22 protein-coding genes are annotated in these 22,083 nt (G+C 66.2%); 15 read left to right on the forward strand and 7 right to left on the reverse strand.

The window, feature by feature from the left end:
- The first annotated feature begins 33 nt into the window (after nucleotides 1-33).
- A complete protein-coding gene (locus tag J2X67_RS20230) occupies nucleotides 34-549 on the forward strand; it encodes an adhesin (RefSeq protein WP_309955830.1) in 516 nt (171 codons plus the stop codon).
- Nucleotides 550-627: 78 nt separating this feature from the next.
- On the opposite strand, the gene J2X67_RS20235 is transcribed toward J2X67_RS20230, so the two are convergent.
- The 5 genes from J2X67_RS20235 to J2X67_RS20255 form a co-directional block, all read right to left on the reverse strand.
- Nucleotides 628-1,071, reverse strand: coding sequence for a MaoC family dehydratase (locus J2X67_RS20235; RefSeq protein WP_309955832.1), 444 nt, complete (start codon nucleotides 1,069-1,071; stop codon nucleotides 628-630).
- Nucleotides 1,072-1,081: 10 nt separating this feature from the next.
- The gene (gene boxA, locus J2X67_RS20240) at nucleotides 1,082-2,371 is read right to left on the reverse strand and encodes a benzoyl-CoA 2,3-epoxidase subunit BoxA (protein WP_309955834.1); all 1,290 of its coding nucleotides are present in this window, start codon (nucleotides 2,369-2,371) and stop codon (nucleotides 1,082-1,084) included.
- A gap of 124 nt (nucleotides 2,372-2,495) precedes the next feature.
- Nucleotides 2,496-3,923, reverse strand: coding sequence for a benzoyl-CoA 2,3-epoxidase subunit BoxB (boxB, locus tag J2X67_RS20245; RefSeq protein ID WP_309955836.1), 1,428 nt, complete (start codon nucleotides 3,921-3,923; stop codon nucleotides 2,496-2,498).
- A 34-nt stretch (nucleotides 3,924-3,957) separates the two neighbouring features.
- Nucleotides 3,958-5,634, reverse strand: a complete 1,677-nt coding sequence (boxC, locus tag J2X67_RS20250; protein WP_309955838.1) for a 2,3-epoxybenzoyl-CoA dihydrolase — start codon at nucleotides 5,632-5,634, stop codon at nucleotides 3,958-3,960.
- Nucleotides 5,635-5,762: 128 nt separating this feature from the next.
- The gene (locus J2X67_RS20255) at nucleotides 5,763-6,713 is read right to left on the reverse strand and encodes a helix-turn-helix transcriptional regulator (protein WP_309955840.1); all 951 of its coding nucleotides are present in this window, start codon (nucleotides 6,711-6,713) and stop codon (nucleotides 5,763-5,765) included.
- Nucleotides 6,714-6,912: 199 nt separating this feature from the next.
- Here J2X67_RS20255 and J2X67_RS20260 point away from each other — a divergent pair, with 199 nt between their 5' ends.
- The 9 genes from J2X67_RS20260 (at nucleotide 6,913) to J2X67_RS20300 (ending at nucleotide 16,241) form a co-directional block, all read left to right on the forward strand.
- Nucleotides 6,913-7,386: a DUF4863 family protein gene (locus tag J2X67_RS20260; RefSeq protein ID WP_309955842.1), complete on the forward strand. Its 474-nt coding sequence runs from the start codon at nucleotides 6,913-6,915 to the stop codon at nucleotides 7,384-7,386.
- Complete coding sequence (locus J2X67_RS20265) at nucleotides 7,383-8,933, forward strand: 3,4-dehydroadipyl-CoA semialdehyde dehydrogenase (RefSeq protein ID WP_309955844.1); 1,551 nt, start codon at nucleotides 7,383-7,385, stop codon at nucleotides 8,931-8,933. The genes J2X67_RS20260 and J2X67_RS20265 overlap by 4 nt, the downstream gene beginning before the upstream one ends.
- 62 nt (nucleotides 8,934-8,995) lie before the next feature.
- A complete protein-coding gene (locus tag J2X67_RS20270; protein WP_309955846.1) occupies nucleotides 8,996-10,546 on the forward strand; it encodes a benzoate-CoA ligase family protein in 1,551 nt (516 codons plus the stop codon).
- A gap of 136 nt (nucleotides 10,547-10,682) precedes the next feature.
- Nucleotides 10,683-11,486, forward strand: coding sequence for an alpha/beta hydrolase (locus J2X67_RS20275; RefSeq protein WP_309955848.1), 804 nt, complete (start codon nucleotides 10,683-10,685; stop codon nucleotides 11,484-11,486).
- Nucleotides 11,483-12,667 (forward strand): ABC transporter substrate-binding protein, encoded by a 1,185-nt coding sequence (locus J2X67_RS20280; protein WP_309955850.1) that lies wholly within the window; start codon nucleotides 11,483-11,485, stop codon nucleotides 12,665-12,667. Before J2X67_RS20275 ends, J2X67_RS20280 begins: the two co-directional genes overlap by 4 nt.
- Nucleotides 12,668-12,820: 153 nt before the next feature.
- A complete protein-coding gene (locus tag J2X67_RS20285) occupies nucleotides 12,821-13,693 on the forward strand; it encodes a branched-chain amino acid ABC transporter permease (RefSeq protein WP_309955852.1) in 873 nt (290 codons plus the stop codon).
- Entirely contained in the window at nucleotides 13,690-14,661 is a 972-nt protein-coding gene (locus tag J2X67_RS20290; protein ID WP_309955854.1) for a branched-chain amino acid ABC transporter permease, read from the forward strand. Before J2X67_RS20285 ends, J2X67_RS20290 begins: the two co-directional genes overlap by 4 nt.
- Nucleotides 14,662-14,785: 124 nt before the next feature.
- Nucleotides 14,786-15,538: an ABC transporter ATP-binding protein gene (locus tag J2X67_RS20295; RefSeq protein WP_309955856.1), complete on the forward strand. Its 753-nt coding sequence runs from the start codon at nucleotides 14,786-14,788 to the stop codon at nucleotides 15,536-15,538.
- Nucleotide 15,539: 1 nt separating this feature from the next.
- Nucleotides 15,540-16,241 carry an ABC transporter ATP-binding protein gene (locus tag J2X67_RS20300; protein ID WP_126746614.1) on the forward strand — a complete coding sequence of 234 codons (702 nt, stop codon included), beginning with the start codon at nucleotides 15,540-15,542 and terminating at the stop codon, nucleotides 16,239-16,241.
- 3 nt (nucleotides 16,242-16,244) lie between these two features.
- On the opposite strand, the gene J2X67_RS20305 is transcribed toward J2X67_RS20300, so the two are convergent.
- Complete coding sequence (locus J2X67_RS20305) at nucleotides 16,245-17,156, reverse strand: LysR family transcriptional regulator (RefSeq protein WP_309955860.1); 912 nt, start codon at nucleotides 17,154-17,156, stop codon at nucleotides 16,245-16,247.
- Between the two features lie 107 nt (nucleotides 17,157-17,263).
- Between J2X67_RS20305 and J2X67_RS20310 the strand changes: the two genes are divergently transcribed.
- On the forward strand, nucleotides 17,264-18,010 hold the full coding sequence (locus J2X67_RS20310; RefSeq protein ID WP_309955862.1) for an SDR family oxidoreductase: 747 nt from the start codon (nucleotides 17,264-17,266) through the stop codon (nucleotides 18,008-18,010).
- 28 nt (nucleotides 18,011-18,038) lie between these two features.
- A complete protein-coding gene (locus J2X67_RS20315; RefSeq protein ID WP_309955863.1) occupies nucleotides 18,039-18,263 on the forward strand; it encodes a 4-oxalocrotonate tautomerase family protein in 225 nt (74 codons plus the stop codon).
- 21 nt (nucleotides 18,264-18,284) lie between these two features.
- Here J2X67_RS20315 and J2X67_RS20320 read toward each other — a convergent pair whose 3' ends face one another.
- Nucleotides 18,285-18,992 (reverse strand): Crp/Fnr family transcriptional regulator, encoded by a 708-nt coding sequence (locus tag J2X67_RS20320; RefSeq protein ID WP_309955865.1) that lies wholly within the window; start codon nucleotides 18,990-18,992, stop codon nucleotides 18,285-18,287.
- A 144-nt stretch (nucleotides 18,993-19,136) separates the two neighbouring features.
- Here J2X67_RS20320 and J2X67_RS20325 point away from each other — a divergent pair, with 144 nt between their 5' ends.
- Genes J2X67_RS20325 through J2X67_RS20335 form a run of 3 tightly spaced genes read left to right on the forward strand, consistent with a single transcriptional unit; the run spans nucleotide 19,137 to nucleotide 22,060 of the window.
- Nucleotides 19,137-20,060, forward strand: a complete 924-nt coding sequence (locus J2X67_RS20325) for a 3-keto-5-aminohexanoate cleavage protein (RefSeq protein ID WP_309955867.1) — start codon at nucleotides 19,137-19,139, stop codon at nucleotides 20,058-20,060.
- Nucleotides 20,061-20,097: 37 nt separating this feature from the next.
- Entirely contained in the window at nucleotides 20,098-21,090 is a 993-nt protein-coding gene (locus J2X67_RS20330) for a Bug family tripartite tricarboxylate transporter substrate binding protein (protein WP_309955869.1), read from the forward strand.
- A 10-nt stretch (nucleotides 21,091-21,100) separates the two neighbouring features.
- The gene (locus tag J2X67_RS20335) at nucleotides 21,101-22,060 is read left to right on the forward strand and encodes a 3-hydroxyacyl-CoA dehydrogenase NAD-binding domain-containing protein (RefSeq protein ID WP_309955871.1); all 960 of its coding nucleotides are present in this window, start codon (nucleotides 21,101-21,103) and stop codon (nucleotides 22,058-22,060) included.
- Nucleotides 22,061-22,083 lie beyond the last annotated feature (23 nt).

A 22,083-nucleotide genomic window follows, 5' to 3' on the forward strand; every position in this document is an offset into this window, starting at 1 on the left:
ATCCGACCATTCAATCGAAAGGAAAAGTTACCTATGAAGCAGCAACAACAACACAAGTCCATCGTCGTCGGCACCTTGCTCGCGAGCCTGCTCGCATTGAGCGGCTTTGCACAGGCACAAGGCGTTGGAGTCGGTGTAGGCGTGAATGCCGATGTCAACACGTCTGGCGCGGTCAAGACCGCACCGGCCCAAGGCAGTGCAGGTGCAGGGGCGGGGGCGGGAACAGCCGCAACGGCGGGCACCTCTGCCAGCGGCAGCACCGGCGGTGGCGGCGGCAGCGCAGCAGGCGGCTTGGGCAATACGCTCGGAGGCGTGGTCGGCGGCGCAACGGGTGCCGTAGGTAACGCAACGAACACCGTAGGCGGCGCCACGGGCGCGGTGGGCGGCGCAACCAACGCGGCAGGCGGTGTGACCAACACTGTTGGCGGCACGCTGAACAGCGCGACGGGTGCGGTGGGCTCGGCAGGCGGTGCAGTGAAGCCGTCGGGCGTCGGTGCAAAGGCCAGCGGCAAGGCCAAGGGGTCGGGCTCGGTCGATGTGACGAAGTAATCCGCTTCGCAGGCGAAGGCCCCAGCGGCCACTGAAGCCCGCAGCGCTTTCGCGTTGCGGGCTGCTTTTTATTGGAGGTCAGTTGCCCGCTTCAAGCCTGAAGAGACTGGTGACTTCCACATCGAGCACCATCAGTTCGCGCTGGTTGAAGAGCCGCCAGCGCCAGCGCATGATGCCCAGCGTGGGCCGCTTCTCCGAGCGCCGCACCTCGATGACGTCGGCCACGAGCCGCAAGGCGTCGCCCGGCCGCACGGGATGCGGCCAGCGCACATGTTCGAGGCCCGGCGACGCAAACGATTCGGAGCCCGCAAGCGCTGCATCGACCACCAGGCGCATTGCAATCGAACAGGTGTGCCATCCGCTCGCGATGAGCCCGCCAAAGGCGCTGCCCGCCGCGGCCGTTGCGTCGGTGTGAAACCACTGCGGGTCGTACGCTTGCGCAAACCCGACGAGCTCCGACTCGGAAACAACGTAGGGCCCGGCCTCGATGACCTGCCCCGCATGAAAGTCGGCGAACTTCATGCGCCGCAGCTTAATACGTCTCCAGGTGCAGGCGGCCTTCGCGCTTCAACGCGGCACCCACGGTGTCCCAGTCGAGCCCGGCTTCAGTGGCAACGTCGCGCAATGCGAGCACCACGCCCTCTTCCATGCTCTTGAGGCCGCACACGTAGAAGTGGCTTGCGCCGTCTTTCAGCAGCGCGGCCAGGTCGGCGGCGCGCTCGCGCATCAGGTCTTGCACATAGCGCTTGGGCTGGCCCGGCGTGCGCGAGAACGCCAGGTTGATGTCGATGAAGTCTTTCGGCAGCGACTGCAGCGGGCCGAAGTACGGCAGCTCTTGCTGGGTGCGCGCGCCGAAGAACAGCATGAGCTTGCCGCCTTCGAACTTGCCGCTCTTGCGCAGGCGGCGGCGCCATTCGGTCATGGCGCGCATGGGCGCGCTGCCGGTGCCGGTGCAAATCATCACAATGTGCGACTTGGGATGGTTCGGCATGAGGAACGAGGCGCCGAAGGGCCCCACCACCTGCACCGTGTCGCCCACCTTGAGGTCGCACACATAGTTGGAGCACACGCCGCGCACCGGGTCGCCCTGGTGGTCTTCGGTGACGCGCTTCACGGTGAGCGACACGTTGTTGTAGCCGGGCCGCTCGCCGTTGCGCGGGCTGGCCACCGAGTATTGGCGCGCATGGTGGCGCTTGCCGATGGCGTCGACACCCGGCGGAACGATGCCGATCGACTGGCCCTCGAGCACCGGAAACGGCACCACTCCAAAGTCGAGCACGATGTGATGCGTCTCGCTGTCGAAGCCCGCTTCGGTGCAGTTGAAGTTGCCGACCACGGTGGCCGTTGTCGGAGACTTGGGCGCAAAGAGATTGGTGTAGGCGTGCGCAGCCGACCACGGCGGCACGGTGGCACCGTACTGGGCCGAATTGAAGACGGCCTCGGTGGCTTCGGCGGCAGCCTGTGCTTGCGTCAGCGCCGGCGCTGCTGCCGGTGCGGCTTCATCCCCGCTGCCGGCGGCAACGCCTGCGGCCTCGAGTTCTTCGGGCGAGAGTTCGGCGGGCAGCGATTCCCACGTGAACTGCTCCTCGATGGAGTACGCACGCACCACAGGCATGGTGCGCCAGTTGTCGATCGAACCCGTGGGGCACGGCGAGATGCAGGCCATGCAGCCATTGCAGATGTCGGCGCGAACGACATAGTTGTTGTCGTCGTGCGTGATCGCGTTGACGGGGCAGGTGGCCTCGCAGGTGTTGCAGCGGATACAGATCTCGGGGTCGATCAGGTGCTGCTTGATGACCCCGGCTTCAACGGCCATGTCCATGTTGTTCTCTCCTGAAGCCCTCCCCCTCTGGGGGAGGGTTGGGTGGGGGCAAGCGGCGCTTGTCGTGGTTACGCTGCCTGCCCCCATCCCTGCCTTCCCCCAAAGGGGGAAGGAGCAATACCGATCAGCCGAAACGCACGTATTCGAAATCGACCGGCTGGCGGTTGATACCCATCACCGGCGGCGAGATCCAGCCGGCAAACTTGCCCGGCTCCACCACGCGGCCCATCAACGATGCCACGAAAGCAAAGTCTTCGGCGCTCGGCAGCCATTCGTTTCTCTTTGCGGCCCACTCGACCTCGTTCACCACGCGGCCCTCGGGCGACATCTTGATGCCCGCGAGCGCGCCGATCTGGCGGTTGAAGGCCTTGTGCGGCACCACCAGGCGGGTAGGAATGCCGGCCTTCTCGAGCACCTTGTTCCAGCGGCCGACGCCGGCCACCGAGTCCTTGATGAAGTCGTCGCGCAGCACTTCGTTCAGTGCATTGAGCATGGGCACGTCCTTCTCGACGAGCTGGCCGTCCTTCACCTCGAGCACCTTGTAGGTCTGGCCCTTGAGCACGTGATCGTCGGTGCGCTTGCCTTCTTCGTAGCGGCCCTTCAGGCCCGAGCTGTAGAAGATGGCGGCGTTGCTCGACTGGTCGGCGCCGAACAGGTCGATGGTCACGCTGTAGTGAAAGTTCAGGTAGCGCTGGATCGTGCCCAGGTCGATGCAGCCCGCGGCGCGCACCTTTTGCGGGTCGTCGGTCTTCAGCTCGTTCATGACCTGCGCGGTGCGCGCCAGCACGCGCGAGACGCCGCTTTCGCCCACGAACATGTGGTGCGCCTCTTCGGTGAGCATGAACTTGGTGGTGCGGGCCAGAGGATCGAAAGCGCTCTCGGCCAGCGCGGCCAGCTGGAACTTGCCGTCGCGGTCGGTGAAGTAGGTGAACATGAAGAACGCGAGCCAGTCGGGCGTCTTCTCGTTGAAGGCCCCCAGGATGCGCGGGTTGTCCACGTCGCCCGAGGTGCGCTGCAACAGCGCCTCGGCTTCTTCACGGCCGTCGCGGCCGAAGTGCTTGTGCAGCAGGTACACCATCGCCCACAGGTGGCGGCCTTCTTCCACGTTGATCTGGAACAGGTTGCGCAGGTCGTACATGCTCGGCGCCGTGAGGCCCAGGTGACGCTGCTGCTCGACCGACGCGGGTTCGGTGTCGCCCTGCGTCACGATGATGCGGCGCAGGTTGGCGCGATGCTCGCCGGGCACGTCCTGCCAGGCCTTCTCGCCCTTGTGGTCGCCAAAGTGGATCTCGCGGTTGGCATCGCCCGGATTCAGGAAAATGCCCCAGCGGTAGTCGCGCATCTTCACGTGGCCGAACTGCGCCCAGCCCTGCGGATCGACGCTCACCGCGGTGCGCAGGTACACCTCGTGGTTGGTCGAACCCTCGGGGCCCACGTCGTCCCACCAGTTGATGAAGTTGGGCTGCCAGCCCTCGAGCGCGCGCTGCAGCGTGCGGTCCTCGCCGAGGTTGACGTTGTTGGGGATCTTCTCGCTGTAGTTGATCGTGCTCATCGTTGTTCCTTGGGTTGTGCGAAGGACTGCGGGTTCAAACGCGGTTCAAATCGAAGCCGGCTTTCTCGCCGGTACCGTAGACCTTGAGCGCACCCTTTTCGCCGACGGCGTTGGGGCGGTTGAAGATCCAGTTCTGCCAGGCCGTGAGCCGGCCGAAGATGCGGGTGGCCATGTTCTCCTTGCTGGCAAAGCGCAGGTTGGCTTCCAGGCCGGTGAGCGCGTCAGGCGACATGGCGGCGCGCTCTTCCACTGCAATGCGGATCTCGTCGTCCCAGTCGATGTCGTCCGGGGCCGCGGTTACCAGGCCGAGCTTCAGCGCCTCGTCGGCGTCCAGCGGCTTGCCGGCGGCGGCGCGTGCGGCGTCGAGCGGCGCGGCTTCTTCATAGAAGCGGCGCTCCAGGCGACTCTGGTCGTTCACCATCGGATAGAAGCCGAAGTTGAATTCGTTGAGCACGAGCTTCGGTGCGCGCCCGGCATCGTCGGGCAGTGCCAGCATGTAGGTGCGGTCGGCCGCAAAGGCCAGCTCGGCCAGCGTGCCGGCAAAGCACGATCCCGCCTCGACCAGCGCGAACAGGCTGCGCGACGATACATCCAGCCGTGCCAGCGTGCGGCGCAGCGCGCCGATGGTTTCGCGCACCAGCCAGTGGTTCTTGTTGGCGAGCATCACGGCGTCCGAGGCGAGCACGGCCTCTGCGTCGCCCTGGGTCCTGAGCAGCCAGGTGCCGATGTCGAGCTCGTTGGTGCGCAGGTGAAGAATGGCGTCGTCCAGCTCGCGGCACACGGCCAGCGGCCACCATGCGGCGCCTGCGGCCTCGATGTCGGCAACGCCCGCCGGCTGCGTGCCGGTGGGTGCCTTCACCGTGATGGCAGCCGTGCGCTTGCTGCGGTCGATCTGGATCTCGACGTTCGAATAGCGCAGGCTGTCGGCGGTTTCCTCGCGCTCCAGGCGGGTCAGTGCCACGCCCTTGCCGCCCGCGGGGCGGTCGCTGCCGGCGGCGAGCTGCGCTGCGCGCTCTTGCACGGCGGCGGCAAACTGCGCAGGTTTGGCGACCGCATCGACCAGGCGCCATTCGACCGCGCGCTGGCCGCGCACGCCTTCGACGCTGGTGCAGAAGATATCGGCGAGGTCATGGCGCACGTGGCGCTTGTCGGTCACGCGGGTGAGGCCGCCGGTGCCGGGCAACACGCCCAGCAGCGGCACTTCGGGCAGCGACACCGCCGAGGAGCGGTCGTCCACCAGCAAGATTTCGTCGCAAGCCAGCGCCAGCTCGTAGCCGCCGCCGGCGCAAGCGCCGTTCACGGCCGCGATGAACTTCAGGCCCGAGTGCTTCGACGAGTCTTCGATGCCGTTGCGGGTTTCGTTGGTGAACTTGCAGAAGTTCACCTTCCAGGAGTGGCTCGAAACGCCGAGCATGAAGATGTTGGCGCCCGAACAGAAGATGCGGTCCTTGCCGCTGGTGACGATCACGCTGCGCACTTCGGGGTGCTCGAAGCGCACGCGGTTGAGCGCGTCGTTCAGTTCGATGTCCACGCCCAGGTCGTAGCTGTTCAGCTTGAGCTTGTAGCCGGGGCGAATGCCGCCGTCTTCCGCAATGTCGAGCACGAGGCGCGCCACCGCGCCGTCGAAGCTGAGCTTCCAGTGCTTGTATTGGGCGGGTTCGATGCGGTAGTCGACGCGCGGCGGCGCCTGAAGGGTCGTGGATTCGGTCATACGGAAGTCTCCTGTAGGGGGCAGATGCAGACCGGAAGAATAATGCATCTTCTGGTTCCGATGACATGCATCATGCTGCATGCGAACAGGCAAGTCAATGCCTGAATCGCTTTTTTTCAAACTTCAGTTCAGGCGCCGAGGCCCATGGCTTGGCGGGCGACGCCGCGCAAAGCCTGAAAGCTCTGCGCCAGGCTCCGGCCGCTGGTGTCCACCGAGAGATCGGCCTTCGAATAGAAGGCGGCGCGTCCGTTCAGAATGCGCCGCAGGTCCTCCATGGCTTCCTTGCTGGCGGCCATGGGGCGGGTGTCGCCCTGCGCGGCCACGCGGCCCATGTGCTCTTCGGGCGCGGCTTGCAGCCACACGGTGGTGCAGTGCGCGAGCAGTTCGTTGAAGGTGGCGGGGTCGGACACAATGCCGCCCGGCGTGGCAATGACCACTTCGCTGTAGATCTGGATCGTTTCCTCGAGCGCGCGGCGCTCGTAGCGGCGGTAGGCGTTGGTGCCGTACAGGTCGTGGATCTCGCGCACGCTGCAGCCCGCGAGCTTTTCGATTTCGCGGCTCAGCTCCACGAAAGGCAGCTCCAGGTCGTCGGCTAGCATTTGCCCCAGCGTCGACTTGCCCGCACCGCGCAGGCCCACCAGTGCAATGCGGCGGTGCCGCGCCGGATCGACCGAGGCCGTGCCCAACAGTTCTCCCAGAGCCAGGCGCACCCGGCGCAGGTCGGTTTCGCTGCGGTTTTCGAGCAGTTCGCGAATCAGCAGCCACTCGGGCGAACTGGTGGTCACGTCGCCGACCAGCTCGGCCAGCGAGCAGTGCAGCGCGCCCGCCACCTGCTGCAGCACCAGGATCGACGCGTTGCCGATGCCGTACTCGAGGTTGGCCAGGTGCCGCTCCGACACGCCGGCCGAAATGGCGACCGCCTTGCGCGTCAGGCCCCGCTGCGCACGCAGGTTGCGCACGCGGTCGCCCAGCGCCGCCAGCAATGGATTGCGCGCCTCCCCGGCCGGTGCCGCGGCGGCATTGCCGGCGTGATTGCCCTCGTGCGCGGTGGACAGCACCGCGTCTACATGCTCGTTCATGCAAGTCCTCGTTCCTGGCCGGGATTGTGCGCGCTCAGGGTAAACACCATATATGCACTATATTGCTTGACACCTATTAGCTCGGTGCTTATCGTTCGACCACAAGCAAGATACTGCACACGCAGCGATCCTGCAATGTAGTTCATAAGTTCGCTGTGGCGCCACCCTGCCAGCCAGCCTCCAAAAAGGAAGCCCGCCAATGTCCAGCAAGGAAGCATTTCACCAGTTGATTGCCGGCCTGACCGCCGAAATTGCCGGCCGGCCGCTCGACGAACAACTCGACCAGTGGCTGAACGCCACGCACGGCGCGGGCACCGCCACCTTCGAGCAACTGCGCCAGGCCTGCATCGGCGGCGTGGCAGAAGGCTGGCTGTGCGAGCGCGAAGGTGGCGGCATCCGCTACGGCCGCGTGTTCAAGGCGGAAGACGCGCTGCACCGCTTCTCGGTCGACGTGGTCGACATGCGGGACATCGCGGGGCCGCACCACGCGCATCCCAACGGCGAGATCGACCTGATCATGCCGCTCGAAGGCAGCGCAGGCGCCACCTTCGACGGCCGCCCCGCAGGCTGGTGCGTCTACGGGCCCGGCACCGCGCACCGCCCGACCGTTGCGCAAGGCCGCGCGCTCGTTCTCTACCTGTTGCCCGAAGGGCAGATCAAGTTCACCCAATGACCGAACTCCTTTCCAACTACGTCGGCGGCCGCTGGCAAAACGGTTCGGGCACCGGCACGCCTCTGTTCGACCCGGTGCTGGGCACCGAGCTCGTGCGCGTCGACGCCGCGGGCCTCGACCTGCCCTCTGCCTTTGCCTTTGCGCGCGAACAGGGCGGCAGCGCACTGCGCGCCCTTACCTACCGCCAGCGCGCGGGGCTGCTTGCAGCCATCGTGAAGGTGCTGCAGGCCAACCGCGATGCCTATTACGAAATTGCGACCGCCAACTCCGGCACAGTGAAGAACGACTCGGCCGTCGACATCGACGGCGCGATCTTCACGCTCGACCAGTACGCCAAGTGGGGCGATGCCCTCGGCGATGTTCGCGCGCTGCGCGACGGCGATGCCGCGAAGCTCGGCAAGGAGCCGGTGTTCATGTCGCAGCACCTGCAGGTGCCGACGCATGGGGTGGCGCTGTTCATCAATGCGTTCAACTTTCCGTCGTGGGGCCTGTGGGAAAAGGCGGCGCCGGCGCTGCTCTCGGGTGTACCCGTGGTCGTGAAGCCCGCCACGGCCACCGCCTGGCTTACGCAGCGCATGGTGCGCGACGTTGTCGATGCGGGCGTGCTGCCCGCGGGTGCGCTCTCCGTCATCTGCGGCAGCTCGGCCGGCCTGATGGATGCGCTGCAGCCCTTCGACGTGGCCTCGTTCACCGGCTCGGCCGAAACCGCCGCGGCCATCCGCTCGCACCCTTGCGTTACCGAGCGATCGGTGCGCGTGAACATCGAGGCCGACAGCCTCAACAGCGCCCTGCTTCTGCCCGGCAACGCGCCCGGCAGCGACGCTTTCAACCTGCTCGTGCGCGAAGTGGTGCGCGAGATGACGGTGAAGTCCGGCCAGAAGTGCACCGCCATCCGCCGCATCCTGGTGCCGGCCGAGCTGTACGAAGCCGCTGCCGAGGCTATTGGCGCCAAGCTCAAGGGCGTGACGGTGGGCAACCCGCGCAACGAGAGCGTGCGCATGGGTTCGCTCGTGAGCCGCGCGCAATTGAATGCGGTGAGCGAGGGCCTGCAAGCGCTGTCTGCACAAACCACCGTGCTGCATGACGGCCGCAACACGCCGCTGATCGATGCCGAGCCCTCGGTGGCCGCCTGCATCGGCCCCGTGCTGCTGGGCGCGCGCGATGCCGATGCGGCGCAGCGTGTGCACGACGTGGAAGTGTTCGGCCCTGTCGCTACGCTGCTGCCTTACCGCGATATTGCACACGGCATTGCGCTGGCGCACCGCGGCCAGGGCTCGCTGGTGACGTCGCTCTATGGCAGCGACGACGCCGCTCTGGCACAGGCGGCATTGGCTGTTGCGCCGAGCCATGGCCGCGTGCACGTGGTCACGCCCGACGTGGCGCAAGCCCACACCGGCCACGGCAACGTAATGCCGATGTCGCTGCACGGCGGACCCGGCCGCGCAGGTGGCGGCGCCGAGCTTGGCGGACTGCGCGCGCTCGATTTCTATCACCGCCGCAGCGCGGTGCAAGCGAGCCCCGGCGTGCTTGCGCAACTCGGCCTCTAGCCCTCCAGCCCCTCTGGCAAGAAGAACCGAGACAAGAGAACACGGCCCCCAAGGAGACACGCATGACGAGCCCGCCCGCACGATTCAACTTTGCCGAACACCTGTTCGCCCTCAACCGCGGCCGCGCCGAACGCATCGCCTACATCGACGACCGCGGAACGCTCCTCTACGGCCAGCTCGAAGAGCGCGCGCGCCGCCTTGCTGCCGCGTTGAAGGCTGCCGGCGTTCGCCGAGAAGAACGCGTGCTGCTGCTGATGCTCGACAGCAGCGACTGGCCCGTGAGCTTTCTGGGCTGCCTGTATGCCGGCGTGGTGCCGGTTGCGGTCAACACGCTGCTCACGCCCGACGACTACGCCTACATGCTCGACCACAGCCGCGCGCAGGCCGCGCTGGTGTCCGGTGCGCTGCTGCCGGGCCTGCAGGAGGCAATGAGCCGCGGCGCGCATGAAGTACACACGCTGATCGTTTCGCAGCCAACGGGTGCGCTGCCCGAAGGCGCGCTGGAGTTCGACCACCTGATCGCCGCCGCCGAGCCGATGGCATCTGCAGCGGCCACCGCATCCGACGACCCCGGCTTCTGGCTGTATTCATCCGGCTCCACGGGCAAGCCCAAGGGCACGGTCCACACGCACGCCAACCTGTGGTGGACGGCCGAGCTCTACGGCAAGCCGGTGCTCGGGCTCACAGAAAACGACGTGTGCTTCTCGGCCGCGAAGATGTACTTTGCGTATGGCCTGGGCAACGCGCTGACCTTTCCGCTCTCGGTGGGCGCCACGGTGGTGCTGATGGCCGAGCGCCCCACGCCAGACGCCACCTTCCGCCGCTGGGTAGAGCACAAGCCCACCGTGTTTTTCGGCGCGCCCACCGGCTTTGCCGGCATGCTCGCATCGCCCAAGCTGCCAGCGCGCGAAGCCGTGGCCCTGCGCATGTGCTCTTCCGCCGGCGAGGCATTGCCGGGCGAGATTGCGCAGCGCTTCAAGGCGCACTTCGGCTGCGAGATCATCGACGGCATCGGTTCCACCGAGATGCTGCACATCTTCATTTCCAACCGCCCCGGCGACGTGCGCTACGGCACCACGGGCCGGCCCGTGGAGGGCTACGAGGTCGAGCTGCGCGGCGAAGACGGCCGGCCGGTGCCCGACGGCGAAGTGGGCGACCTCTACATCCGCGGCCCGAGCGCGGCGCTCATGTACTGGTGCAACCGCGAGAAGTCGCGCGAAACGTTCCAGGGCGGATGGACCAAGAGCGGCGACAAGTACACCCGCGATGCCGACGGCTACTACACCTATGCCGGCCGCAGCGACGACATGCTGAAGGTGAGCGGCATCTATGTGTCGCCGTTCGAAGTGGAAGCCACGCTGATGCAGCACCCCGGCGTGCTCGAGGCCGCGGTCATCGGCAAGGAAGACGCGGACGGGCTCACCAAGACGAAGGCCTTCGTGGTTCTGAAAGATGGACAGTCGGTGAGCGAGGACGAACTGAAAGCCTTCGTGAAAGAGCGGCTCGCGCCGTACAAGTACCCGCGGTTTCTTGAGTTTGTGCACGAGCTGCCGAAGACGGCGACGGGGAAGATCCAGCGGTTCAGGTTGCGTGAGCGGGAGAGGCAGGCATGAGCGGCTCCCCGTCTTTCTCCCTCCCCTCTCGGGGGAGGGCTGGGGTGGGGGCAAGCGGCCTGTGCAAAGGCATGGCTCCTGCCAGCGCCGCGAGCCCCCATCCCAGCCTTCCCCCAGCGGGGGAAGGAGCAATGCGATGAGCACCGACTTCGCCACCATCAATTGGCGCAACCGCTCCATCCGCATCGAATGCCAATGGATCGCCCCCGAACGCACCGGGGCTCCGCTCATCGTCTTCCTCCACGAAGGCCTCGGCTCCGTTGCCATGTGGAAGGACTTTCCCTCCCAGGTCTGCCAAGCCGCCAACGCGCGCGGCCTGGTGTTCTCTCGCCCGAGCTATGGCCGCTCCACACCGCGTGAAGAAAACGAAACATGGGACGTCGATTTCATGCACCGCCAGGCCCACGAGGTGCTGCCTGCCCTCTTCGCCGCGCTGAACCTCGGCGATGAAAAGCCCTGGCTCTTCGGCCACAGCGACGGCGGCTCCATCAGCCTGCTGTATGCCTCGCGCTTTCCCGACGAGGTGCAGGGCCTCGTGGTCCTGGCGCCGCACATCTTCGTGGAAGACGTGACCGTGGCCAACATCGAGCAGGCGCGCACTGCGTACCTTTCCACCGACCTGCCGAAGAAGCTCGGCCGCTACCACGACAGCGCCGATTCGGCCTTCTGGGGCTGGAACCGGATCTGGCTTCACCCGCCCTTTCGCGAATGGAACATCGAGGCCGAGCTCGACACCATCCGCTGCCCGGTGCTGGCCATCCAGGGTATCGACGACGAGTACGGCACGCTCGCTCAGATCCGCGGCATCGCCGCGCGCGTCAGTGGATGCGAGCTGCTCGAAATCCCTGAATGCGGGCATTCCCCGCATCGCGATCAGCCGGATCGTGTCATCGTCGCGACCACTTCTTTCATTGCCAAAAACAGGAGACAAACACCATGACCCCATTCACCCCGGTTCGCACCGCCCGCCTCGCGCTCACCGCGATCGCATTCGCCGCCCTCGCATCTGCCGCCGGCGCCCAGGGAACCGGCAAGCTCAAGGTCGGCCTGATGCTGCCCTACAGCGGCACCTACACCGCCTTGGGCGTGGCCATTGAAAACGGCTTCAAGCTCTATGTCGACGAGCAGGGCGGCAAGCTCGCCGGCCGCGAGATCGAATACTTCAAGGTCGACGACGAATCCGATCCGGCCAAGGCCACCGACAATGTCAACAAGCTCATCAAGCGCGACAACGTCGACGTGATCGTGGGCACAGTGCACTCCGGCGTGGCCATGGCCATGGCCAAGGCCGCAAAGGAAAGCGGCACCGTGCTCATCGTGCCCAACGCCGGCGCCGACGCGGTGACCGGCCCGATGTGTGCGCCCAACATCTTCCGCAGCTCGTTCAGCAACTGGCAGCCTGCCTATGCCATGGGCGAGGTGGCGGCCAAGCAGCAGGGCAAGAAGAAGGTCATGACCATCACGTGGAAGTACGCGGCCGGCGAAGAGTCGGTCAACGGCTTCAAGGAAGGCTTCGAGAAGGCCGGCGGCAAGGTCGACAAACAGCTCACGCTGCCGTTCCCCAACGTCGAGTTCCAGGCGCTGCTCACCGAGATCGCAGCGGCCAAGCCCGATGCGGTGTATGCCTTCTTCGCAGGCGGCGGTGCGGTGAAGTTCGTCAAGGACTACCAGGCCGCCGGCCTCAACAAGACCATTCCCCTCTACGGCCCGGGCTTCCTGACCGACGGCACGCTCGACGCGCAGGGCGATTCCGCACAAGGCATGCTGACCACGCTGCACTATGCAGACGGCCTGAACACGGCGCGCGACAACGCGTTCCGCGTGGCCTATGCCAAGTCGTTCAAGCTGCAGCCCGACGTGTATGCGGTGCAGGGTTACGACGCGGCGCAGATGCTGGGCGTGGGCCTTGCGGCCACCAAGGGCGACATCGGCAAGAAGGCCGAGTTCACCGCCGCCATCGAAAAAGCCAGGATCGACAGCCCGCGCGGCGCGTTCACGATGAGCAAGTCGCACAACCCGGTGCAGGACATCTACCTGCGCAAGGTGGACGGCAAGGAGAACCGGCTGGTGAGCATCGCGATCAAGGGCCTGACGGACCCTGCCCGTGGCTGCAGGATGTAGCCGACCACCCCGTCCCTCGCTCACTTCGTGTAGCTCGACTCCCCCTCAAGGGGCGACACCGGCGGCCCGGCAAAGCCGGTTCCGCGGTGTCTCCCGAACAGTCGCAGGCGCCTGGCGCCTGCTCCTCCCAGCCCAACAGGGGATGATTTCAACGTGGATTTCGGCACCTTTCTTGTCCAGTGCCTGAACTCGGTTCAGTACGGACTCCTGCTCTTCCTGGTGGCCTCGGGGCTCACGCTGATCTTCGGGATCATGGGCGTGATCAACCTTGCGCACGGCAGTTTCTACATGATCGGCGCGTACATGGCGTTCACGCTTGCGCCGCTTTTCGGAGACCAGTTTCTCTTGATGCTGGTGGCCGGCGTGGTGCTGGCGGCCATCTTCGGCTACGTGCTGGAGTGGGCCTTCTTCAGCTACCTTTACCAGCGAGACCACCTGCAGCAGGTGCTCATGACCTATGGGCTCATCCTGGTGTTCGAGGAGCTGCGCTCCATTCTGGTGGGCAACGACGTGCATGGGGTCAAGGTGCCGGCGTGGCTGGACGGCAGCTTTGCGCTCGGCAATGTCATGAGCTACCCGTGGTACCGGCTCTTTGCTTCTGCCGCGTGCATCGTGCTGGCGGTGGCGCTGTACTGGGTGGTCAACCGCACGCGGCTGGGCATGATGATCCGTGCGGGCGCGAGCAATCGCGACATGGTGCGCGGCCTGGGCATCGACGTGAAGCGGCTCTACCGCATCGTGTTTGCGGCGGGCGTGGCGCTCGCGGCGCTGGCCGGAATGATTGCGGCGCCCATGTCGTCGGTGTATCCGAACATGGGTGCGAGCGTGCTCATCATCTGCTTCGTGCTGGTGGTGATCGGCGGCATCGGCTCGATCACCGGTGCACTGCTGGCTTCGCTGCTGGTGGGCTTCGTCGACACCTTCGGCAAGGTGTTCTTCGCGGACCTGAGCGGCATCGGCATCTATCTGCTGATGGCCATCGTGCTCATCTGGAAGCCCGAGGGGCTGATGGGGAGGCGCACATGACGCAGGCTCACAGTTCCGTGAGGCGCGGCGCGTTCCTCGTGCCGGTGATCTGCGCCATTGCCATCGGCGTGCTCGGCCCCATGATGGGCAACTACGTGTCGGACTTCGTCGTCAAGGTAATGATCCTGTCGATCTTCGCGCTGAGCCTCGAATTGCTGGTTGGCATGACCGGCCTTGTGAGCCTGGGGCACGCGGCGTTCTACGGCATCGGCGCGTATGTCACGGTGCTGGCCTCGGGCAACGAGGGCGGCAACCTTGCGCTGCTGCTGCCCGCGGCCATGGGTGCCGCCGCGCTCTACGCACTCTTCGTGGGGGCGCTCAGCCTGCGCACACGCGGCGTGTACTTCATCATGGTGACGCTCGCCTTCGCGCAGATGGCGTTCTTCGTGTTCCACGACACCAAGGTGGGCGGCGGCAGCGATGGCATCTACATGTATGTGCGCCCCGCCATCGGCAAGCTCGACATGGAGAACCGCATGGTGCTGTTCTACGTGGTGCTTGCATCGCTGGTGTTCACCTACGGCCTCCTGGCGCTGGTGCGCCGCTCGCGCTTCGGTGCGGCCCTGGCGGGCATTCGCGTGAACGAGCAGCGCATGCGCGCGGCGGGCTTTCCGGTGTATGGCTACAAGCTCGCGGCCTTTGTGCTGGCGGGTGCGCTGGCCGGTCTGGCGGGTTTTCTGCTGGCCTCGCGAGACGGCGTGGTCAACCCCGAGCTCATGGCCTGGCACAACTCGGGCGAGGTGCTGCTGATGGTGATCCTGGGCGGCCTGGGACATTTGCGCGGCGCGGTCATCGGCGCCATTGCGTTCACGCTGCTGAAGGAAATCTTCTCGACGCATGCGGTGATGGGGCCGCTGGCGGACCACTGGCAGCTGACGCTGGGCATTGCGATCATCGTGTTCGTGGCGCTGTTGCCGAAGGGGTTGATCGGGCTTGTGAAGCGCATTTCGCCGAAGGAGGCTGCATGACTGGCCTTTCGTATTTCTCCCTCCCTTTCCTGGGGAGGGCCGGGGTGGGGGCACGCGGCGCCACCATCGAGCGCCCTGCCCGCCCCCATCCCAACCTTCCCCCAAAGGGGGAAGGAGCAAAACCATGACCGCCACAGCTCTTCTTTCCGTTCAAGGCCTCACCCGCCGCTTCGGCGGCCTCACCGCCGTGAACGCCGTCACGCTCGACCTGCACGTCGGCGAAGTGCATGCGGTGATCGGCACCAACGGCGCGGGCAAGTCGACGCTCATCAACATGCTCTCGGGCGAGATCGAGGCCTCTGAAGGCCGCATCACGCTCGACGGCACCGACGTGACGCAGCGCGCGCAGTGGCGCCGCGCCCGCGCCGGCGTGGGCCGCAGCTACCAGCGCACGACCATCTTCCCCGAGTTCAGCGTGCACGAGAACTGCCGGCTCGCGGCGCAGGCAGCCACGGCCAGGCCGTGGACCGTGTGGGAGCCGTCGCAGCGCTGCGCGGCCAGCAATGCGGCGGCCGACGCGGCGCTGGAAGCCGCCGGCCTTGCGACCGAAGCCCAGCGCATTGCCGGCACGCTGAGCCACGGTGCACAGCGGCAGCTCGAAGTGGCAATGTGCCTTGCCACCAAGCCCCGCGTGCTGCTGCTCGACGAGCCTCTTGCAGGCATGGGCGCCGAAGAGACCGACCGCATGCTCACGCTGCTTGCGCGCCTGAAGGCCACGCACGCCATCCTGCTGGTCGAGCACGACATGGATGCGGTGTTCCGCATTGCCGACCGCATCACGGTGATGGTGAACGGCACGGTCATCGCAACGGGCGACCCGGCCTCGATTCGAGAAAACCCCGAAGTGCGCACGGCCTACCTGGGCGAGGACCACTGACATGCTCGTCGTCCGCGACCTCAACACCTATTACGGCAACAGCCACATCCTGCGCGGCGTGCATGCCGGCATACCCGCTGCCACCTCGGTGGGCCTGCTCGGGCGCAACGGCATGGGCAAGACCACGCTCATCCGCAGCATGATGGGCTACGTGCGCCCGGCCTCGGGCGAAGTGCAGGTCGATGGCCGCACCGTCACCGGCTGGCCGCCAGAGAAGATGGCGCGCCTGGGCATCGGCTATGTGCCCGAAGGCCGCGGCATCTTTCCGAACCTTTCGGTGCGCGAGAACCTCGTGATGAGCGAGCGCGCTGGCATCGACGGCCGCCGCGCCTGGACCTTCGACCGCGTGATGGCCACCTTTCCGCGGCTGGCCGAGCGGCTCTCGCATGGTGGCCAGCAGCTATCGGGCGGCGAGCAGCAAATGCTTTCCATCGGCCGCGCCCTCATGACCAACCCGCGCCTGCTGATCCTCGACGAGGCCACCGAAGGCCTCGCACCGCTGATCGTGGCCGAGATCTGGCGCGTGATCGGCGAGATTCGCGCAACCGGCATCGCCACGCTCATCGTCGACCGCGACTACCGCAAGGTGCTTGCGCACACGGATCTTGCGGTGGTCATGGAAAAGGGCCAGATCGTGCGGCATGGCGCATCGGCCGACTTGCTGGCGGAGCCGAAGGCGCTTGAGGAACTGCTGGGCGTGTAGCGTTCAGGCGCCGCGCTGCGCCATGAGGAAGTCGATGAACACCCGCATGCGCAGGGGCACGTGGCGCCCGTCCGGGTACAGCAGCGTGTAGGGGCGCGAACGGCCCGCGAAGGGCTTGAGCACTTCGACGAGCGTGCCGTCGGCCAGTTCTTTTTCCACGACGAAGCGGTAAGTCTGGAACAGCCCGGCGTCGCTCCTGGCAAGGGTGACGCCGCCGAGCACGTCGTCGGAGCAGCTGTAGGCGCTGTCCGCAAAAACCTCGCGGTCCTTGCCGTTCTCCTTGAAGAGCCACGAGATGCGGCGGCCGCTGCTGGGCAGCTCGAACTGGATGCACTCGTGCGCGGAAAGATCTGCCAGCGTGCGCGGCGTGCCGGCCCTCTTCAGGTACTTGCGCGTGGCAACAACGACAAGATCGGCATCTTCCAGGTGCCGCGCGATCAGCGTGGAGTCGGGCTGGGCGCGCACGCGCACGGCCATGTCGTAGCCCTCTTCGACAAAGTCGATGTTTCGGTTGCTCAGGTGCACATGCAGGCGGATGTCGGGAAAGCGTTCGCGGAACACCGGCAGCAGCGGCAGGATGCGGTGATGCCCATAGGTGGTGGGCACGCTGATGCGCAGCGTGCCCGAAGGCTGCGCCTGCTGGCCCATTACCTCGCGCTCGGCATCGGCAAGCTGCGCCAGTGCCTGCTGGCACTGCGCAAAGTAGGTGCGGCCCGCGTCGGTGAGCCGCACGCTGCGCGTGGTGCGCACGAACAGACGCAGCCCCAGCCGCTTCTCGAGCCGCGAGATCGAGCGGCTCACTGCAGCCGGCGTTACACCCGCCGCAAGCGCCGCCGAAGTAAAGCCGCCGGTTTCCGCAGCAAGGCAGAAGAGCTCGATGCTGCCCAGGAGGATGTCGCCGAACTGCCTTTGCATGGATTGATTACCTCGCGTATCAAGTGAAGTGCGAGTCTAGTGATTTATCCATTACCACGTCATCAATACAGTTCTCCTCACGTCATCAACCTGTTTGGAGAACCGACATGCAAGATAGCAGCAGCAACTCACCCACCGTCGTCATCACCGGCGCCTCGAGCGGCATCGGCCTGGGCCTTGCACAGGCCTACCTGGAGCGCGGCTTCAACGTGGTCGCGAATGCGCGCACCGAAGAGCGGCTTGCCGCCGCTGCAAAGCAGCTGGGCAACCCCGCGCGCTTCCTGGGTGTGGCGGGCGACATCGGCCAGCGCGACACCGCGCAGCAGCTCATCGCCCGCGCGGTGGAACGCTTCGGCAAGGTCGACGTGCTGGTCAACAACGCGGGCATCTTCAACGCCAAGCCGTTTGTCGAATACACAGAGGAAGAGCTCGACCAGCTGGTGGCCACCAACCTCAAGGGCTTTGTCTATGCATCGCAGGCTGCGGCAAGGCACATGGTGGCGCGCCGCCAGGGCCACATCGTGAACATCACCGCCAGCATCGCGCTGCAGCCGAACCAGCAGGTGCCTGCCCTGCTGCCGGTGCTCATCAAGGGCGGCATCAACGCAGCGACGCGCGCACTGGCGCTCGAGCTTGCGCCGCACAACGTCAAGGTGAATGCGGTGGCGCCCGGCATCGTCGACACGCCGCTGTACACGTCCGAGCAGCACGGCTTTCTGAACGGCCTTGCGCCCGCCGGACGCATTGCGACCGTGCGCGAAATTGCCGATGCGGTGCTCTACCTCACCAGTGCCGATTTCACGACGGGCGTGGTGCTGCCGGTGGACGGCGGCATGAGCACGGGCAAGTGGTAATCACCTCATTCACCGCAAGGAGCACGCCATGCCTTTCATCAACCTGAAGATCACCCGTGACGGCGTCACGCGCGAGCAGAAGAGGCAGGTCATTGCCGAGTTCACGGAAACGCTCGAACGCGTGCTGAACAAGCCGCCCGAGTGGACGCACATCGTGATCGAGGAGATCGACACCGACGACTGGGGCTTTGCAGGCCTGACGACGACGGAGTACCGCAAGCGGCTGGCGGACAAGGCCAAGCCGGCGCAGTGAAAGACGCTGAGGGGCCAGCGCCTATTCGATGAAGCGGCGCAGCCCTTCCAGGTCGATCACGGTGATGCCGCCGTACTCGATGCGCAAAAAACCCGCCTCCTTCAGCCGGTTCAACGCCGCATTGCACCGCTGGCGCGACACGCCCGAGAGGTTCGCGATTTCTTCCTGCGACGTCTGCAGGTGCGGGTCGCTGCCCGGATAAAGCCACGGGTGGAACAGCCCCGCCAGCGCTCGCGCCACCTGGCTGTCTGCGTCGAGCAGCCGATGCGCGGCGTAGTTGCCCATGAACCAGTGCAGCCGTTCGTTGAGCTGCTGCAGCAGAAAGTGATCGAAGCCGCGTTGCGTGCGATGCAGCCACTGGAACGTCTCCAGCGGCAGTTGGGCCACGCGGCTGGGCCGCAGCGCAATGACGTCGGCCGAGCGCGGAGCGGCGCGCAGCAGCGTGCCTTCGCCGAACCAGCTGCCGACCGACAGCCCGCCGAAGGTGACCGAGCGGCCGTCGCTGGAGGTGATCGACCATTTGAGCAAACCTTCGAGCGTGCCGTACCAGTGCAGCGGCGTATCGCCGCGGCGGCACAGCGCGGCGCCGGCCGCGACTTCGACTTCGCGCATCTCGTCGAGCACGCACTCGCGCGCCGCATCGTCGAGCGCCGGGAACCAGGCCGAGCGCTGGAGCAACTGCTCGATCGTGAGCGATGCCGCCGCTATGGCCGGCTTCGTCGTTGGCATGAAAAGAAAGCTCCTGATGTGGCGAAAAAGGGGCCGCGCCGCGTAAACCCTGACTCCAAATGTCGTCGCAATGACTGAGTGTGCCTGCGCCTGCAAAAAATAATAGCGCGCCCCTCATGAACGAAGACCCAGGAGATCCGGAGCATGTCGTCCAAGCGCAAAGTGATCGTGACCATTGCCCCCACGGGCGGCATGGCGCACAAGTCGCAGAACCCGAACCTTCCCACCCAGCCGGCCGAAATTGCGGCCGACGTGCTGCGCTGCTGGAATGCCGGCGCCAGCGTGGCTGCCATTCACGCGCGGCGGCCCGACGACGGCGCCACGTGCAACGCCGACGTATACCGCGACATCAACAGCCGCATTCGCGATGCCGGCTGCGACATCGTCATCAACAACTCCACCGGCGGCGGTGTGCATGGCGACATGGTGAAGCCGCTGGCGGGCGACCGCTGGGAGATTGCGTGGGAAGAGCGCATCAAGGGCATGGACGCGGGCGCCGAGATGTGCACGCTGGATGCGACCACGCTCAACCTGAGCTTCGAGGGAAAGCAGATCCTGATGGACACGCCCATTACCCGTGGCCGCGAGCTGGCCGCCGGCATGAAGGCGCGCGGCATCAAGCCCGAGTGGGAGGTGTTCAGCCCCACGCACATCCTGCAGGACACGGCCACGCTGATCGGCGAGGGCCACGACGACGAGCCCTACTTCATCAACCTGGTGATGAACGTGCACCGCAACTTCCAGAACGCGATGCCGTATTCGCCGCGCTTCCTGCAGATGATGGTCGACACGCTGCCCAAGGGCAGCATCTTCGGCGTGAGCGGCATCGGCACTTCGCAGCTGGAGGCCAATGTGGCGGCACTGCTGCTGGGTGGGCATGCGCGCGTGGGGCTTGAGGACAACCTTTACTTTCGCCACGGCGAGCTCGCCACCAACGTGCAGCTCACCGAACGCATCGTGCGCGTTATCCATGAGCTCGACATGGAAGTGGCCACGCCTGCAGAGGCAAGGCAGATGATGGGGCTGCCGCGCAGAGGCGGGCCGCGCCCCGAATTCGCGCCGCGTTGAGCGGTCGTTCACCCGCCATGAAAACAGGAGACATTCCATGAACAACCGCCGCCATTTCATCCACACGCTGGGCGCAGCCACTGCGCTGGGCGCCCTCTCCCCGCTGGCTGCGCTGGCCCAGGCGCTCGAGCAGGTGAAGATCTACTACGGCTTTCCGGCCGGCAGCGCGGGCGACAGCGTGGCACGCCGCGTGGGCGAAAAGCTCGCAGCATCGGCCTACACGCGCAACGTGGCCGTGGTCGAGAACAAGCCGGGCGCGGGCGGCCGCATTGCGCTCGAAAGCCTGAAGAGCGCGCCGGCCGATGGCAGCGTGCTGGCGCTGTCGCCGTTCTCGTGCACGTCGATCTATCCGCACATCTACAGCAAGCTCAGCTACGACCCGGCCAGGGATTTCGTGGCGGTGTCGATCGCAGCCGTCATGCACCACGGCCTGGCGATCGGCCCGCTGGTGCCGCCCGAAGTGCGCACGGTGAAAGACTTTCTGGCCTGGGCCAAGGCCAACCCGAACCAGGCAAGCTACGGCTCTCCGGCGGCCGGCTCTACGCCGCACTTCATCGGCGCACTGCTGGGGCTGAACAACGGAGTCGACCTGAAGCATGTGCCCTACCGCGGCTCGATTCCCGGCGTGACCGATGTGGTGGGCGGGCAGATTGCGGCCATGGTCACGCCCAGCGGCGACTTCATTCCCAACCACAAGGCCGGCAAGCTGCGGCTGATTGCCACATCGGGCAAGGCGCGCTCGCCCTTCTCGCCCGAAGTGCCCACCTTTGCCGAGCAAGGCTTCGGGGAGCTGACCACCGAGGAGTGGTTCGGCTTCTACGCACCGGCCAAAACCCCCGCCAGCGTGGTGGCTGCGGCCAATGCCGCCATCAATGCAGCCATCAAGGAAAAGGTGGTGACCGACAGCCTGGCCGTGGTCGGCCTGATCGCGCAGGGCTCCACGGCCGAGGAGATGGCGCGCTCGCAGCGGGCCGAGGCCGAACGCTGGGGGCCGTTGGTAAAGAAGATCGGCTTCACCGCTGACTCCTGAGGCGATGCGTATGGCACCGACTCTTCAACCTGCCGAATCTCCCCAACGCGTGGCGGTGGTCGCCACCGGCGTCATCGGCGCCAGCTGGGCCGCTTTCTTCCTGGCGAAGGGGCTGGATGTAGAGGCCACCGATCCCTCGCCCGATGCAGAGGCGCGGCTGCGCGCGGCGGTGGCCGCACACTGGCCAACGCTCGAGCGCTTCGGCCTGGCGAGCAGGGCTTCGGCCGGCCGGCTGCGCTTTCATGCCCGGCTCGAAGACGCGGTGGCGCAGGCCGACTTCGTTCAGGAGAGCGGCCCCGAGCGGCTGGACTTCAAGACCGACCTGTTCCGGCGCATGGACGAGGCCGCACCGGCCCATGCCATCCTGGCCTCCAGCTCGTCGGGGCTTGCCATCAGCGCGGTGCAAGCCGAATGCAGGCACCCGGAACGCGTGGTGCTGGGCCATCCGTTCAACCCTCCGCACCTGATTCCGCTGGTGGAGGTGGTGGGTGGCGAGCGCACGTCGGCCGAGACCATCGAACGCACGATGGCCTTCTATGCGGCCATCGGCAAGCGGCCGATCCATGTGAAGCGCGAGGTCAAGGGCCACATTGCCAACCGGCTGCAGGCGGCGCTCTGGCGCGAGGCCTTTCACCTCGTCAACGAAGGCGTCGCAAGTGTGGCCGACATCGACGCCGCCATTGCGCACGGCCCCGGCCTGCGCTGGGCGGTGATGGGGCCCTTCATGAACCTGCACCTCTCGGGCGGCGCGGGCGGCATCGAACACGTGCTCGCGCACTTGGGCGGGCCCATCGAGGACTGGTGGAAAGACCTGGGCGCGCCGTCGATGACCGAAGAACTCAAGAAGAAAGTGGCCGAAGGCGTGGCAGAAGAGCTGGGTGCGCGGCGCGTTGCCGACCTTGAGGCCGCCCGCGACATCCTGCTGTTAGACCTGATTCGCGCCAAGGCCGATACCGGCAGACTAGACTAGAAATGACTGCCCCCCGGCTTGCC

Origin of the sequence: Variovorax sp. 3319 (assembly GCF_031456585.1) — a bacterium.
Classification (GTDB): Bacteria; Pseudomonadota; Gammaproteobacteria; order Burkholderiales; family Burkholderiaceae_C; genus Variovorax; species Variovorax paradoxus_P.